General features: G+C 70.3%; 12 protein-coding genes. 3 read left to right on the top strand and 9 right to left on the bottom strand.

What is annotated here, in order from left to right; genetic code table 11:
• Positions 1 to 240: 240 nt before the first annotated feature.
• The 3 genes from ACFW2E_RS09050 to ACFW2E_RS09040 all read right to left on the bottom strand — a co-directional run bounded on the left by ACFW2E_RS09050 (position 241) and on the right by ACFW2E_RS09040 (position 2,566).
• Entirely contained in the window at positions 241 to 702 is a 462-nt protein-coding gene (locus tag ACFW2E_RS09050) for a hypothetical protein (RefSeq protein ID WP_384463634.1), read from the bottom strand.
• Between the two features lie 138 nt (positions 703 to 840).
• Positions 841 to 1,671 carry a hypothetical protein gene (locus ACFW2E_RS09045; RefSeq protein WP_384463631.1) on the bottom strand — a complete coding sequence of 277 codons (831 nt, stop codon included), beginning with the start codon at positions 1,669 to 1,671 and terminating at the stop codon, positions 841 to 843.
• A gap of 82 nt (positions 1,672 to 1,753) precedes the next feature.
• Positions 1,754 to 2,566, bottom strand: a complete 813-nt coding sequence (locus ACFW2E_RS09040) for a maleylpyruvate isomerase family mycothiol-dependent enzyme (protein ID WP_384463628.1) — start codon at positions 2,564 to 2,566, stop codon at positions 1,754 to 1,756.
• 189 nt (positions 2,567 to 2,755) lie between these two features.
• On the opposite strand from ACFW2E_RS09040, the gene ACFW2E_RS09035 reads away from it, so the two are divergent.
• Positions 2,756 to 4,234, top strand: a complete 1,479-nt coding sequence (locus tag ACFW2E_RS09035) for a glutamate--cysteine ligase (RefSeq protein WP_384463626.1) — start codon at positions 2,756 to 2,758, stop codon at positions 4,232 to 4,234.
• Positions 4,235 to 4,346: 112 nt separating this feature from the next.
• Positions 4,347 to 5,336 carry a CorA family divalent cation transporter gene (locus tag ACFW2E_RS09030; protein WP_384463623.1) on the top strand — a complete coding sequence of 330 codons (990 nt, stop codon included), beginning with the start codon at positions 4,347 to 4,349 and terminating at the stop codon, positions 5,334 to 5,336.
• Positions 5,337 to 5,351: 15 nt separating this feature from the next.
• Here ACFW2E_RS09030 and ACFW2E_RS09025 read toward each other — a convergent pair whose 3' ends face one another.
• Positions 5,352 to 5,582 (bottom strand): hypothetical protein, encoded by a 231-nt coding sequence (locus ACFW2E_RS09025; RefSeq protein ID WP_384463620.1) that lies wholly within the window; start codon positions 5,580 to 5,582, stop codon positions 5,352 to 5,354.
• Positions 5,583 to 5,905: 323 nt separating this feature from the next.
• On the opposite strand from ACFW2E_RS09025, the gene ACFW2E_RS09020 reads away from it, so the two are divergent.
• The gene (locus ACFW2E_RS09020; protein WP_384463617.1) at positions 5,906 to 7,753 is read left to right on the top strand and encodes a glycoside hydrolase family 15 protein; all 1,848 of its coding nucleotides are present in this window, start codon (positions 5,906 to 5,908) and stop codon (positions 7,751 to 7,753) included.
• A 37-nt stretch (positions 7,754 to 7,790) separates the two neighbouring features.
• On the opposite strand, the gene ACFW2E_RS09015 is transcribed toward ACFW2E_RS09020, so the two are convergent.
• From ACFW2E_RS09015 to ACFW2E_RS08995, 5 genes are all read right to left on the bottom strand, one after another.
• Positions 7,791 to 9,551, bottom strand: coding sequence for a cation:proton antiporter (locus ACFW2E_RS09015; protein WP_384463614.1), 1,761 nt, complete (start codon positions 9,549 to 9,551; stop codon positions 7,791 to 7,793).
• Between the two features lie 49 nt (positions 9,552 to 9,600).
• The gene (locus ACFW2E_RS09010; protein ID WP_384463611.1) at positions 9,601 to 10,644 is read right to left on the bottom strand and encodes a cytochrome d ubiquinol oxidase subunit II; all 1,044 of its coding nucleotides are present in this window, start codon (positions 10,642 to 10,644) and stop codon (positions 9,601 to 9,603) included.
• The gene (locus ACFW2E_RS09005) at positions 10,641 to 12,122 is read right to left on the bottom strand and encodes a cytochrome ubiquinol oxidase subunit I (protein ID WP_384463608.1); all 1,482 of its coding nucleotides are present in this window, start codon (positions 12,120 to 12,122) and stop codon (positions 10,641 to 10,643) included. Before ACFW2E_RS09005 ends, ACFW2E_RS09010 begins: the two co-directional genes overlap by 4 nt.
• A gap of 36 nt (positions 12,123 to 12,158) precedes the next feature.
• A complete protein-coding gene (locus tag ACFW2E_RS09000; RefSeq protein ID WP_384463605.1) occupies positions 12,159 to 12,998 on the bottom strand; it encodes an SDR family oxidoreductase in 840 nt (279 codons plus the stop codon).
• Positions 12,999 to 13,164: 166 nt separating this feature from the next.
• Complete coding sequence (locus tag ACFW2E_RS08995; protein ID WP_384463603.1) at positions 13,165 to 14,742, bottom strand: GMC oxidoreductase; 1,578 nt, start codon at positions 14,740 to 14,742, stop codon at positions 13,165 to 13,167.
• Between the last annotated feature and the right edge of the window lie 33 nt (positions 14,743 to 14,775).

The raw sequence follows: 14,775 nt of genomic DNA, 5'->3' as shown, positions 1-14,775 counted from the left end.
TCCTCATGACATCAGCGGTGATCGCCGTGGTCGTGGTCACCGTGGTCGTGACGCCCACGGTCACGGCCCCTGTCGTGCCCGCGGCCGTGTCCCGAGAACGAATCCCTCCTGTCATCACCGTGGTCGCCATGGTCACCATGGTCGCCATGGTCACCGTGCATGGCTGGGAAGAGCTGACTGAAGATCGCCATGTGTTCCTCCTGTTGAAACAAGCCCCGTATCACATACGGTGTAGGACGCTCATTGGATGGCGTTTTCGGAAGAAAAGGTGTGATTTTCTTCTGGATGCGGCGCGTACCGCAGTGCGGGCGTGACGCCGTGTGCGGCCCGGTCGCCGAGCCAGGCGACGAAGGCGATGACGAAGAGGCCCTCGACCAGCACGGACAGAGGGCCGTACGGCGACTCCCAGCCGTCTTCGTAATAGCCGCCCGGCAGGCCGACGGTGCGCGACAGCGCGAATCCGACGATCATGCCGAGGCTCACGAGCGTTCCGGTCAGCCATGCGACCAAGGGACGCTTCACCACGGCCAGCGCCACTGCCACGCCGAGCATGATGGCGCTGCCCACGGCGAACAGGACGCCGATGTAGAACATCTCCTCGAGGTGATCGGGGACGAGGAGTGTGTGCAGCACCGTGTTGCCCACGGCGCAGCACACACCCACTCCCCGCAAAGTGACTTCGGCAGCTTTGATGGAGTGCATCGTGACTCCAGGTGTTCAGGGACGCTGAGCCCAGTGCCCGTCGGTCTGGAGGGGTTGCCTCACGTGAGTGAGTACGCAGAACGGCCCTGAACGGATTGCGCTTTGCCGCATTTGGCACAGACAGTCATCCCGTGGAGGTCACCCGTCGCTGCCGTGCAGGAGCTCCGCATAGGTGCGGGCCTGCTGGGCGGCGTTGCGGTGCCAGTCGGCCTGCCCGCGGTGTTCCTCCGCCAAAGGAGGCTCGGCGGTGACGAGTTGGTCGTAGATCCCGGCGATCTCCTCGTGCACCGCCGCGATCGCGGCGCGGTTGGCGCGCACCGCGGCCGCGTGCCCGCGATGGGCCGCTATCTCCAGCGGGTCACCGCCGACGGGCGCGGCGGGGCCGCGGGCGTGCAGCGCGCCGTACTCCTCGTTCAGCTTCGCGGCCCGTGCGTCCAGGTCGGTACGGCGGTGGTGCAGGGCGGAGCCACGGGCGCGCAGGCTGGCCTCGTACACCTGGGAACCGGGGAAACGGACCGCGTCCAGGCCCGCGGTGACCGCCCGTGGCCGGTCCGGACGCAGCCTGGCGTAGCGGGCATCGGCCTCCGCGGCCACTTCGAGCGTCTTCAGGTGCGACGGTAGCGCGCTGCGCCCGGTGGCCGCCCACGCGTGGATGTCGCCGTACCACTTCTCGTGCGCGGACCGCCGGGTCATACCGGCCGCCTCACCGATCTGCCCCCAGGTGGTGCCGCGTTCACGCTCGGCGACCACGGCTTCGCGGATGACGTCCTCGGTGCGGCGCTGCAGTCGCAGTGCCGCACGCAACAGGTCACCCGGGGCGGGATCCGCCTCGACCGGAACGGCATCCAGTACGGTGTCGGCCAGTTGACGGAGTGTCAGGGCGAGCGCGACGCGGGACTCGTCGCGCGGGGACAGCCGGTGGAGCTCGTGCGCGGCCGGAGCGGAGGGGGTGCCGGCAACATCCGTCATAGCGTCAGGCTAACCGGCGACGACGGCACCGGACCACCCCCGCGGAGTGCGGCGAGCGTCCGTCGGCCGCGCCGGCCGCCGGTCAGAACGCCGTGTGCGCGAACCAGCGGTCGAGCACCGTGGCGTCCCCGGACACCTCGAAGGCGGACTCCTGGTACGACAGCCGCCCGTAGAGCAGCAGCAGGAGATCCGCCGCCCGCCCCCGTACCGCCACCTGCGGATCGGCCGCCGCGGTGCCGGTCCCCGTCGGCGGCAGCACTCGGAAGCCGTCCGGGTCCAGCCGCACCCGCCACTCCTCGCCGGTCCGGTCGGTGAGGTCGGCGCACCGGAAGACGATGGTCTCGCCGCTGCCGCGCAGCTTCGTCACGTCCGGGGCGAAGAGGCCCGCGTACGGCAGATTGACCAGGAACTCGTCCACCCCGTCCGCCGCCAGTGCCGGATCGATGTCCGACTCCCGGCCGACGGCACGCTCCGCGTCCACCCGGTGCACCAGCGTCTCGAACAGCATCCGGCGGGCCCAGAACCGTGCGTGCTGGTCCTCGCCCCAGGCCCACATCGCCGCCTGGGGATCGGTGTCCCGCAGTACGGCCCCCACGGCGGGTACGCCCGACGCCACCCAGTCGGCATAGTCCCGTGCCCGCTCGGGCAGACCCAGCTCCAGGTCGCGGCTGCGTGGCGGCTCCTGCACCAGCCGGGTCAGCAGCGTGCCGAACCAGCGCTGCAACGCGCCCACATGCCGGGTGAGCTCGGCCAGTGTCCAGTCGGGGCAGGACGGCACGGCGGTCGCGGGATCCGCACCCCTCGCCACCTCGGCGAAACGCAGCGTCTCCCGCTCGATCGCCTGTCGGTAGGTGTCGTACGGGAGTGGGTGCCCCGCCTGGCTCGTCGTCGCCATGTGCTGTCGCCATTCTGTCCTCGGCACGGATCCGGTCGCGATCAGTTTGGATGCTGGAGTCCACTCGAAGGCAAATCGCCGTTCCCGGCGCTCGTGCCGTACGGCCGTGGCCGTTCCGCATGGTCAGCGCCGCCGGGTGGTGCGACGCTGGGATGAGAGGTGTCCGAGGAGGGGAACCCGGGAGGGCCGATGGGACGGGACGTCCCGGCGCTGGTCTTCACCCGTGAGGACCGCCGCCGGTACCGCATCAAGATGCACGAGTGTCTCGACGCCTTCGCGCAGATGCTGCGTGACTCACGGTTCGAGTCCGAGCGGCCCCAGGTGGGCCTGGAGATCGAGCTGAACCTCGTCGACGACGAGGCGGAACCCGCGATGCGCAACGTCGATGCGCTCCGGGCGATCGCGGACCCGGCCTGGTCCACCGAGCTGGGCCGCTTCAACCTCGAGATCAACGTGCCGCCCCGCACGCTGACGGCGGGCGGCCCCGACGCCTGGGAGACCGAGATACGCGACGCGCTGAACCACGCGGACGAGCGCGCCAGGTCCGTCGGCGCGCATTTGGTGATGGTCGGCATCCTCCCCACGCTGCGGGAGTCGGACGTGGGGGAAGCCGCGCTGTCGGAGAACCCGCGCTACCGGCTGATCAACGACCAGGTCTTCGCGGCCCGGGGCGAGGACCTGCTCATCGAGGTCGACGGCGTCGACAGGCTGCGGACCTATGCGGACACGATCACTCCCGAGGCCGCGTGCACCAGCACCCAGTTCCACCTCCAGGTCTCCCCGGAGGAGTTCGCGGACTACTGGAACGCGGCACAGGCGATAGCCGGGGTGCAGATCGCGCTGGCGGCCAACGCGCCGTTCCTGTTCGGCAAGGAACTGTGGCACGAGACCCGCATCCCGCTGTTCGAGCAGGCCACGGACACCCGTCCGGAGGAGATCAAGGTGCAGGGCGTACGGCCCCGGGTGTGGTTCGGAGAGCGGTGGATCAACAGCGTCTTCGACCTCTTCGAGGAGAACCTGCGCTACTTCCCGGCGCTGCTGCCCCTGTGCGACGAACAGGATCCCCTGCAGACGCTGGACCGCGGCGACATCCCCGAACTGGCCGAACTCACCCTGCACAACGGCACCATCTACCGCTGGAACCGTCCGGTCTACGCCGTCTCCCACGACAAACCGCACGTCAGGATCGAGAACCGGGTGCTGCCCGCCGGGCCCACCGTCGCCGACACGCTCGCCAACGGCGCCTTCTACTACGGGCTCACCCGCGCCCTGGTGGAGGAGGACCGGCCGGTGTGGTCGCGGATGTCCTTCTCCGCCGCCGAGGACAACCTGCACATGGCCGCCCGGCAGGGTATGGACGCGCTGCTGTACTGGCCCGGGATGGGTGAGGTGCCGGCGCCCGAACTCGTCCTGCGCCGCCTGTTGCCGCTGGCCCACCGGGGACTGGAGCACTCCGGGATGGACGCGGCCTGGCGGGAGCCCCTGCTCGGCATCATCGAGCAGCGGTGTGTCACCGCCCGCAACGGAGCGGTGTGGCAGAAGGAGATGTTCCACCGCATCGAGGACTCCACCCATCAGGGCCGTCATGAGGCCCTGCGGCGGATGACACAGCTCTACATGGACTACATGCACCTCAACGCCCCGGCGCACACATGGCCGGTCGACTGAGCCGGTCACTCGATCGGGGTGCCCGGCACGGCGTCTGCGCGCACCGGCATGCGTGGTCGCCGGAATGTGCGCAGGGTGATACCGACGGGTCCCGTGACAACGGTGAGGGGCGATGATCGTATCGGTGGTCGCGATGCCGGAAGGGGTCGTGACGCACACTGATCTGCCTCAGGCACGTGAGCGTCTGGCGCGGTCGGACTTCCTCCTCGTCGACATCGAACTGCCCGACGACGAGGTTCCGGTCGAACCGCCGCTGGCCCGTCAGCTCGGCCTGGAGAGCGAGCATCTGGTCTGGTTCGGCAGGCCCGGCGAACCCACCCGGGCGGACTTCCTCGGGGACAGGGCGGGCTTCGTCGTGCCCGTGGTCGACGGCACCCGGGTCACGCACTTCCATGCCCTGGCGACCGAGCAACATGTCATCACCGTTCACCGGGGGCGGATCGGACTGATGGACAGCCTCAAGGTGCGGCTGGGGTTCGAGAGGCCCTCCGATGCGGTGGCCATGCTGTTCCTGCTGCTGCAGGAGGCTCTGGAGACCTTCAGGCGGGCCGCCGTGGCGGACCTGCTGCTGGTGGAGGAGCTCGAGGACGAGATGTTCGACCGACGGCGCCCGGAGCAGGTCTACCGCCTCGCGCAACTGCGCCGACGCTCCGCCCTCTTCCATCACTCCCTGCTGCCCTACCTCCAGGTGACGGACGAGATCCTCACCCGGAGGATGCTGAGCCGCGACTTCCCCGAGGCGCGCCAGCGTCTCGCCCGTCAGTTCCGGCACGCGAGCAGGCTGTCCCTCACCGACATCGAGACCCTCCAGGAAGCGGCCCGGCGCACCTTCGCCAGCTACACCTCCCTCGTGTCCGGCGAGCAGAACGGCGTGATCAACCGGCTGGCGATCGTGTCGACCATCTTCCTGCCGCTGTCGTTCCTGACCGGCTACTTCGGCATGAACTTCACGTACATGACCGACGAGTTGGAGAGCAAGTTCGTGTTCTGGCTGCTGGCCGTCGGGTTGCAGCTCGGCGTCCTGTTCATCGCCCTGTACGTGTTGCACCGCACCAAGCTCTGGCGCAGGCTGCGTGACAGCGACGTCACACAGGACAGGTGAGCCAACGGCGCGGACTCACTCGGGCGGTACCGCCTTGGGCCGCCGGCCTCCGCCGATGCCCTGCCGGTCACCGGTGAGTGCCCAGGGCGCGGCGGACCGGGTCGTGGAACCCGCGGCCACGCCCGTGAGCGTGCCCCCCGGATCGGGCACGGAGTCAGCCCCGATCTTGCGCAGCAGGGGGTGCGCGAACGCGAAGGTGCCGGTGAAGGCGGCCAGGACGGCCGCCCGAAGCGGTCCCGGTACCACAGGCGCATGCAGCGCGGCGACAGGGCGCCGGTGGCCTGCTGGACCACGAGGACGCCGATCGCCACGACGAGTCCGGCAGGACCGCTCCGAGGAGGAGGCCGACCAGCGGCCCGATCCACCGGGCGGCCCTGGCGTATCGCCGCAGCCCGGGCGGGGGCTTCGGGGCAACGCCGGCGGCGTTCGCCGAGGTCCGCAGGAGCTCGTGGGCCGCCGTTCGGCGCCCGGAACTGCTCGACGGGCCCGGGAGGGTCGCCCGGCTTAGTCTGAACGGGTGGGGGGGTCATGGCATCCGGGCACCAGCACACGCCGGAAGGGACGCCGCGATGGGTGACTACCCGATGATCGAGAATCATGGTGTGATCGGGGACCTGCAGACCGCGGCACTCGTGACCACGGACGGCACGGTCGACTGGTTCTGCTGTCCCCGCATCGACTCGCCCAGCCTGTTCGGTGCCCTGCTGGACCGGCGCAAGGGCGGGCACTGCACGGTCCGGCCGGCGCACACCATGTACGCGACCAAGCAGCTCTACCTGCCCGACACGGCCGTTCTGGTGACCCGGTTCATGACCGAGGCGGGCACGGGCGAGGTCGTGGACTTCATGCCGGTGACCGGGGCGACGGCGACACCGCGTCACCGGCTGGTCCGGATGGTGCGCTGTGTGCGCGGCGCCATGACCTTCGACATCGACATCGCTCCGCGCTTCGACTACGGCCGCAGACCGCACAGGGTGGAGACCACCGAGCACGGGGCGGTCTTCGTGTCGAACGGGCTGGACCTGACGGTCCACGCGGTCCGCGCACCGGAGGACGAGCAGCTGGAGACGACGGTCACCGGCGAGGGCGACCTGCGCCTGTCCCTGACCCTGCGGGCCGGCCAGTCGCGCGGGTTCGTCCTCGAATCGTCGGCGCAGGAGCCGCCCCGGCAAATCGGGCTGCCGGAGTACCACGAGCTCTTCGACCACACGATCCGGTTCTGGCGGTCATGGCTCGGCCAGTCCACGTACACCGGTCGCTGGCGGGAGATGCTGGAGCGGTCCGCGGTGACGCTGAAACTCATGACCTACGCACCGAGCGGCGGCCTGGTGGCCGCCCCGACGACGGCACTGCCGGAGCAACTGGGCGGCGAACGCAACTGGGACTACCGGTTCACCTGGATCCGGGACGCCGCCTTCTCCGTCTACGCCCTGCTGGGCATGGGGTTCGTCGAGGAGGCGAAGGCGTTCATCGAGTGGCTCTCCGACCGGGCCCAGGAAAAGGCGGGCTCCGGCGGGAGCACCGGACCGCTGAACATCATGTACCGGGTGGACGGCTCCAGCGACCTCGACGAGGAGATCCTGGAGCACTGGGAGGGCTACGAGCGGTCCGCACCGGTGCGCATCGGCAACGGGGCGGCGACGCAGCTGCAGCTGGACATCTACGGGGAGGCGATGGACAGCATCTCCTTCGCGCACAGGCACGGCTTCCACCTCGGACACCGGGGCTGGAACTCCCTGCGCACCATCCTCGACTGGCTCGTCGACCACTGGGACCAGGCCGAGGAGGGCGTGTGGGAGACACGCGGCGGTCGCCAGCACTTCACGTACGGGCGCGTCATGTCCTGGGTCGCGTTCGACCGCGCCCTGCGGCTCGCCCAGGACAACGGCAGACCGGCCGCGACCGAGTTCTGGTGCGCGGCACGGGACCGGATCTACGAGCAGGTCTGGGCGCAGGGCTGGAACGAGGACCGTGCCGCCTTCGTCCAGCACTACGGCAGCGACGTGCTGGACTCCTCGCTGCTGCGCATGCCGACCGTGGGCTTCCTGACCCCCGGGGACCCGGCGTGGAACACGACTCTGGACGTGATGGAACAGGAGCTGGTCAGCGACAGCCTGGTCTACCGGTACAACCCCGCTGCCTCACCCGACGGACTACGGGGATCCGAGGGCACCTTCTCGCTGTGCACGTACCTGTACGTCGACGCACTGGCGCGCGCGGGCCGCCTGGACCGGGCCCGGCTGGTCCTGGAGAAGATGCTCGGCTACGCCAATCATCTGGGGCTGTACTCCGAGGAGATCGACCCCACCGGGCGGCAACTGGGCAACTTCCCGCAGGCCTTCACCCATCTCGCGCTCATCGACGCGGCCATCACACTCGACAACGCCCTCAACGCCCGTCATCAGAGCGGCAGGTGAGGGCTCACACCCTCCTCGGCGCCCTCGGCTCCTGATGTCAGTCCGGGGCCGGGCCGAGCACGACCAGGGTGTCGCCCTCCTGCGGAGCGACCGGTCGTGCCTCGGTGACAGGCACCAGCCGGCCGTCGGACCGCAGCACGAACAGGACGTCGTGGTCCGGTGGCAGCGTCTCCGAGGCGGGCCGCAGCAGCAGGCGTGCGCCCCGCCCGAAGCGATCGGCCAGGTCCTGCCGGACCAGGTGGCGGCCGAAGAGGACGTCGCTCTCGGCGTAGGGGGCGACCACGGCGCTGCTCTCGGGCGCCGGGCCGACCCGGAGTACCGGTCCTTCGACGCCGTCCTCCAGGACCACCGAGGCGAGGACGTTGAAGTCGTCGTCGTCCGTGAGGAGGTACACCGCGGTCACGCCCTCCAGCCTGGCTCCGGGGCTGGTCGCCGTGGCCATCAGCCCTCCGTCGGCCAGCTCGATCCCGGCCCGTGCGATGCGGTCCCGCTCCTCGACCGGTCCGGCCCACATCAGCACGTCGAGGCCGGCCGCCCGCAGCACGCGGGCGAGCTCGATCACCCACGGGGCGCCGCCGACCAGCAGCGGGCGGGTGCGTGGGGTACGGACGACGCCCAGCCGTGCGGCCACCGCCCTGGCCGTGAGGGAGTACACGAGGACGGTCCCCACGATCACCAGGAAGGTGACCGGCAGGATCGTGCCGGCGTCGGGCAGGCCCCGGTCGACGAGCGCGCCGGAGAACGTGGCGGCCGTGGAGGCGGCGACGATGCCCCGGGGCGCCATCCAGCCGACGAAGGCGCGCTCCCCCTTGCCCAGACTCGTCCGGGCGGTGGAGAGGGCCGAGACCAGGGGCCGTACCAGCAGGACGAGCAGGGCGATGAGCGCGAGGGTGGGGAGCAGCACCGGAACCACGGACTTCGGGGTCACCGTGGCCGAAATGGAGACGAACAGCAGCCCGATGATGAGCTGGACGAGCGTCTCGAAGAACGGCCGGCGCGCCGGCATGTCGAAGCCAGGCCGGTTGGCCACCGTCATCCCGGTGACGACGGCAGCGATGAGCCCCGTGTCGTCGAGCACCATGTCGCAGCCTGCGGCCACCACGACCACAGTGGCCAGCTGGGCGAGCGTGCCCAGGGTCTCACCGAGCCGGAGCACGCGGAGGGTGAACCCGAGCAGCGCGCTTCCCACGACTCCGCCGAGCAGCCCGACGCCGAGGCTCGCGAAGAAGGTGACGAACCGGAATCCGTGCCCGGTCCGGAACCCTCCGGCGACGATGGAGTGGAAGACGACGGCGCCGAGAATGCCGCCGATCGGGTCGATGAGCGAGCCCTCCCAGATCAGTACCCGTCGCACGGTGTCGGAGGGCCGTACGTGGTCCAGCAGCGGCCCGACGACCGTCGGCCCGGACACGACGAGGATCACCCCGACCATGCAGGCCACGGCGAACGGCACTCCGAGCAGAGCGGGTCCCACCGCCATGACGGCCGCCCAGGTGAGGAGCACACCCAGCACGACCAGCCGCAGGACCACGCTCCTGGTCGCTCCCCGGAGGTGGCGCAGGTCCAGTCCCAGTCCCGCGTCGTAGAGGATCAGGGCCACCGAGAGGGACACCAGCGGGGAGAAGGCCGGGCCCACCAGCTTGTCGGGGTGGACCACGTCGGTCAGGGCTCCCGCCGTGAATCCGGCGGGCAGGAGCAGGACGATGGCGGGGACCCGCAGCCGGTACGCCAGGATCTGCGAACCCACCGCGAGCGCGAAGGTCAGCCCGATGCCCAGCAGGATCTCGTTCTCGGTCACCGCCTCACCACCCCGGAAGGGTTCCGTACACCGTCGCCGCCCTCGCGGGTCAGGCGTCGCCGCCCGCGCCGCCGCGCCGCAGGTCGGCGTCGGTGAGCGACTCGAGCTCGCCGTGGGTGTCCAGCCAGTACAGGCAGGCGACCGCGGGGAAGACCAGTACCACGGCCACGAGGCTGACCAGCATCAGCCAGCGCAGTGTGGTGGGGGCGCCGGCGCCGGCGCTGACGGTCAGCGACACCGGGATGAGGTACGGCCGCTGCGCCAGGCCCCAGGCGAACACCCCCGCGGCGACCGCCACGACGGCGGTGCTGCGGGACCACCGCGCGTCGGCGGTGCGCAGCAGCAGCCAGCCCGTGGCGAGCGCGGCCACGGCCGCCAGGACGAGCAGGACGAGCCCGACGCCGTGTGTGAGTCCGTGCCACATGTGAGGGGCGTCGGCGTGGGTGACGAACAGCATGACCACCGTCAGCACGGCGACCACGGCGAGGGCGACGAGCGCTCGCCTGCGGAAGTAGCCGTCGAGATCGGGGGCGGTGAAGCGGCGCGCGTCCCCGGCCAGGAAAACGGCGCCCAGGAACGCCGTCATGGTGACGGCGAGCAGCCCGAAGAAGAGGGAGGTGGGGTTGGCCCAGTTCTCCACCGACGCCGCTGTGCCCGGGGAGACCCGGCCGGAGGCGATCCCGCCCACGGCGGCGCCGAGGAAGAACGGCGTGAGGAGGGAGGCGATCGCGAACACCGCGCCGTACAGGCGGCGCCCGGCCAGCCGGCGGGCGGGCTTGCGCAGGGCGAAGCCGGCGCCGCGCAGCACGGTGCCCACGGCGGCGAGTGCCAGCGGCAGCCACATGGCGACGAACACGGTGCGGAAGAAGGTCGGGAACCCGGTCCACATGATGACCAGGACGAAGATCAGCCAGACGTTGTTGACCTCCCACACGGGGGCCATCGCGTGGTCGATGAGCCGTCGTGGCCGCCTGCCGCGTTCGGCCCCGCCCGCGGTGAGGTCCCAGAAGCCGGCACCGTAGTCGGTGCCGCCGGCACAGGCGTAGGCGGCGATCGCGAGGAGCAGGACCATCGCGACGAGGTCGGCGGTCACGGCCGGTCCTCCCCCCGGCCCGAGGGCCCGCCACCGGGCGCGGAAGCGCTGCCCGCCCGCAGGGCCGAGCGGGGTCCGTACGGAGTCTCCGCCTCCGGGCTCTCCGCCCTGCCCGCCATCGTGTCCGAGGCGTCGGCGAGCCGCCAGCGGGTGCGCATCTTCAGCAGGACGGCGAGGAACGAGCCGAAGACGAACACGTAGACGGCGGCGACCAGGCCGAACATGGTCCACAGGGCGGGGGCGCGGGTCGCGGTGACCGCCTCGGCGACTCGCATGTACTGGTAGACGATCCAGGGCTGGCGGCCCACCTCGGTGGTGATCCAGCCGCACTCGACGGCGACGACGGAGGCCACGCCCGCGCACGCCGCGCCCCGGAAGAACCACGGGGAGGCGGGCAGCCGGCGCCGCCACAGCCACAGGACGCCGTACCAGAGGGCGAGCAGGAGCAGCAGGGAGCCGATGAAGACCATGGTGTCGAAGGCGAAGTGCGTGATGGTGGCCTGGAGGGGGGTCGGGTGGTCGTCGGCCGGTACGGCCGTCAGTCCGGTCACCTTCGTGTCCGGGCGGAAGCCGGCGAGGATGGAGTCGAGCTGGGGGATCTTGATGCCTCCGGAGACCGTGCCGTCGGAGTGCAGCCTGCCGTAGAGGTACTCCGGCACGTGGGTGTCGGTCCTCCAGACGATCTCCATCGCGGCGAACTTCTCCGGCTGCTTGTGGAACACCTGGCGGGCGATGGAGTCGCCGAGCACGAACTGCACCGGTGTGAGCACCGCGGCCAGCGTGAAGGGGATGGTGAAGCCGAGCCGGTGATACCGGTCCCGGCGCCCGCGCAACCAGCCGACCGCGTAGACGCCGGCCACGACGAAGCCCGCCGTCACGAACATCGCCACGACGAAGTGCCAGTACTCCGGGCCGAACATGGGCGTGAAGACGGCCTTCAGGATGTGCACGTCGGTGGGGTTGCCCGCGGAGTCGAGGGTGAATCCCTGCGGTGTGTTCATCCAGGAGTTGGCGGCCAGGATGCCGAAGGCGCCCAGCAGGGCTGCGAAGGGCAGGGGCAGGCCGAGCAGGAAGTGGGTCCGGGAAGGAAGCCTTCGCCATCCGTAGAGATAGATGGCGATGAGCACGGCTTCCAGGAAGAAGGCCCAGGCCTCGACGCCGAACCCGATCCCGAAGACGTCGCCCCACCGGCCCATCATGCCGGGCCACAGCAGCCCGAACTCGAAGGACAGCACGGTGCCGGTGACCACCCCGATGGCGAACTGCACCGCCATGACGGCCGACCAGCGCCGGGCCAGCAGCAGCGCCGTGACGTCGCCTCGGCGCAGGCCGTAGCCGTGCATGATGAGCGTGATGAGCGGCAGGGCCACTCCCAGCGGCACCAGGATGATGTGCGAGGCGAGGGTGAACGCCATCAGTGACCGGGCCGGGAGCATCTGGGCCGGCACGTCCGCCATCAGGTGGACCGTGTTGTGCATGCGTGTCTCCAGCCGGGGACGGCGTGCGGGAAGGGGTCAGCCGCCGGTGGCGAAGCCCGGGAAGAGGGTCATGCCGCCGTCCACGTAGAGGGTGGCTCCCACGACGTAGTCCATGAGGTCGGAGGCGAGGGCGACGACCGCGTTGGCGATGTCCTCCGGGTCGCCCACCCGGTCGTACGGGATGAGCCGCAGCAGGTCGCGTTCGGCTTCCGGTGTCTCCCAGGCGCTGCGGTTGATCGGCGTCCTGATGGCCCCGGGCGCCACCGCGTTCACCCGGATCTTCTTCGGCGCGAGTTCCTGGGCCAGGGTCTGCATCATCATCTGTACGCCGCCCTTGGAGCTGGCGTAGTTGACGTGCCCGGCCCACGGGATGATCTGGTGGACCGAACTCATGCAGATGATCTTGCCGGCGGCGCGCGACACCTCGGGGACGACCCCGCGCCGCAGGAACTCCTTGGTCGCCTCGCGGGCACACAGGAACTGTCCGGTGAGGTTGACGTCGAGCACCTTGCGCCACTGCGCGAGGGTCATCTCGGTGACCGGGGCGTCACGTTGCAGTCCGGCGTTGGCCACCAGGACGTCGATGGTCCCGAACTCGCCGACCATCCGGTCCATCATGGCGACGACCTGGTCCTCCTGGGACACGTCCGCCTCATAGGCCGCCGCGCGCACCCCGAACGAGGTGATCTCTTCGACCACCCGCTCGGCCTCCTCGCGGCCGGCCACGTAGTTGACGACGACGTCGGCCCCGGCCCGGCCCAGTCCGATCGCCGTCGCCTTGCCGATGCCGGAATTGGCGCCGGTGACCAGGGCCTTCTGCCCCTTGAGCAGTTGAGCGGGGATCACGCTCTGCGACGCGTCCTCGGTGACACCCACGATCGACAGCCTCCTCCGCTGCGGGACTCCGGTCCGCCGGGACCAGTGCCCGGACGGGTCGAAGGCCACAGAATCACCGCGGGAGGAACGGGGCGCGCGGGACGGGTCGGCGTTGGGCCGCCTGGCTGATCATCTTCGCCCGGCCGGAGGCCGCAGCCCGGCAGGGTCAGCCGAGCCGCTCCAGGATGTGGTCGCCCACGCGCAGGGCGTTCGCGATGGCCGTCAGGGACGGGTTCACGGCTCCGATGCTCGGGAAGAAGCCGGTGTCGACCACGTACAGGTTGTCCAGGTCGTGGGCCTTGCAGTGGACGTCCAGCGCCGACGATGCCGGGTCGTCGCCGAACCGCACGGTACCGGCCTGGTGTGCGGTGGCGCCGATCGGCATGCCCTTGTGCAGGTAGATGCTGTGGGACAGCAGATGGTGCTCGTGCATGCCCAGATGGCCGAGCATGTGCTGGAACTTGTGCCGCAGCCGGGTCAGACCGGCGATGTTGTTCGACTCGTCGAGAGCGAGGTGGACACGGCCGTCGTCGTCGAGGGTGACCCGGTTGTCGGGTTGCGGCAGGTCCTCCCCGCACAGCCAGAAGTCGACGGCGTGATGGGCGAGCACCTCGAAGGGCATGTCGGGTGTCACCGTGCCCGCCCAGCGCGGCGCCTCACCGTGGATCTGTTCGGAATCCGACTTGCCCAGCATCTGGATCCCGCCCATCGGGTACTCCCAGTCGTCCGCGCCCAGATACCAGTCGTGCAGGGCGAGGGTCTTCTGGAAGAGGGTGTCGTTGGGCTCCTTGGACACGGCCATCAGGGCCAGGTTGTTGTGGCGCATGTAGTACCGGCCGACGACGTCGGAGCTGTTTGCCAGGCCCCGGGGGTGCCGGTCGTTGGCCGAGGCGAGCAGCAGGACCGCCGAGTTCACCGCGCCGCACGCGACGACCACGATGTCCGCCGAGTAGCGGACCTCCTCGTCGGCCACCCGGGCCACGACCGCGGTGACGCTGCGCCCGTCGGGACCGGTCTCCAGCCGGACCACGTGTGCGTTGGTGACCAGTTCCACGCCGGGGTGCTCCAGGGCCGGTTCCACGCAGATCACCTGTGCGTCGGACTTGCCGCGGACCAGGCAGGGAAAGCCGTCCACCCGGTCGCAGCGGATGCAGACGCTGGACCGGGTCGCCCGGCCGCTGTCGTCCTGGCTCAGGTTGACGCCGATCGGCAGATGGAAGGGGTGCAGGCCCTGCTTCTCCAGGTCGTCGCTCAACTGCTGGATGCGGGGTTCGTGTTCGACCGGAGGGTAGGCGTACTGCGCGCTGACCGGACCTTCCCAGGGGTCCTCGCCGTGCCGTCCGTGGACCAGGTAGAGGTGCTCCGCCTGTGTGTAGTACGGCTCCAGGTCCTCGTAGCGGATGGGCCAGGCGGGCGAGACGCCGTCGTGGTGGCGCAGTTCGCCGAAGTCCTCGGGGCGCAGCCGGAAGAGGGCCGCGCCGTAGAACTTGGTGTTGCCGCCCACGTAGTAGTTGACCTCGGGCGGGAACTCGCGTCCCTGCTTGTCGATCCAGAACTCCGGGGCACGGTACTTGCCCTTGACGAACACGGCCGTGGAGTCCCAGTTGTCGCGCTCGCGCGGGAGGAAGCCGCCGCGTTCGAGGAGCAGCACCCGCTTGCCGGACGGAGCGAGCCGGTGGGCCAGTGTGCCGCCGCCGGCCCCGGTGCCGATGACGATGACGTCGTAGTGGGTGGATGTGCTCAAGGGGACCACCGTCCTTGCGCTCGCGGCCCCACT

Origin of the sequence: Streptomyces sp. NPDC058964, from assembly GCF_042741275.1 — a bacterium.
GTDB lineage: Bacteria > Actinomycetota > Actinomycetes > Streptomycetales > Streptomycetaceae > Streptomyces.
The sequence above is the reverse complement of the archived record's forward strand: the minus strand, read 5'-3'. Positions and strand labels throughout refer to the sequence as shown.

Excerpts from the sequence above, each read along its gene's own strand:
- ACFW2E_RS09050 (WP_384463634.1), bottom strand. The coding sequence starts at position 702 with ATGCACTCCATCAAAGCTGCCGAAGTCACTTTGCGGGGAGTGGGTGTG.
- ACFW2E_RS09020 (WP_384463617.1), top strand. The coding sequence starts at position 5,906 with ATGGGTGACTACCCGATGATCGAGAATCATGGTGTGATCGGGGACCTG.
- ACFW2E_RS09030 (WP_384463623.1), top strand. The coding sequence starts at position 4,347 with ATGATCGTATCGGTGGTCGCGATGCCGGAAGGGGTCGTGACGCACACT.
- ACFW2E_RS09045 (WP_384463631.1), bottom strand. The coding sequence starts at position 1,671 with ATGACGGATGTTGCCGGCACCCCCTCCGCTCCGGCCGCGCACGAGCTC.
- ACFW2E_RS09005 (WP_384463608.1), bottom strand. The coding sequence starts at position 12,122 with ATGCACAACACGGTCCACCTGATGGCGGACGTGCCGGCCCAGATGCTC.
- ACFW2E_RS09035 (WP_384463626.1), top strand. The coding sequence starts at position 2,756 with ATGGGACGGGACGTCCCGGCGCTGGTCTTCACCCGTGAGGACCGCCGC.
- ACFW2E_RS09040 (WP_384463628.1), bottom strand. The coding sequence starts at position 2,566 with ATGGCGACGACGAGCCAGGCGGGGCACCCACTCCCGTACGACACCTAC.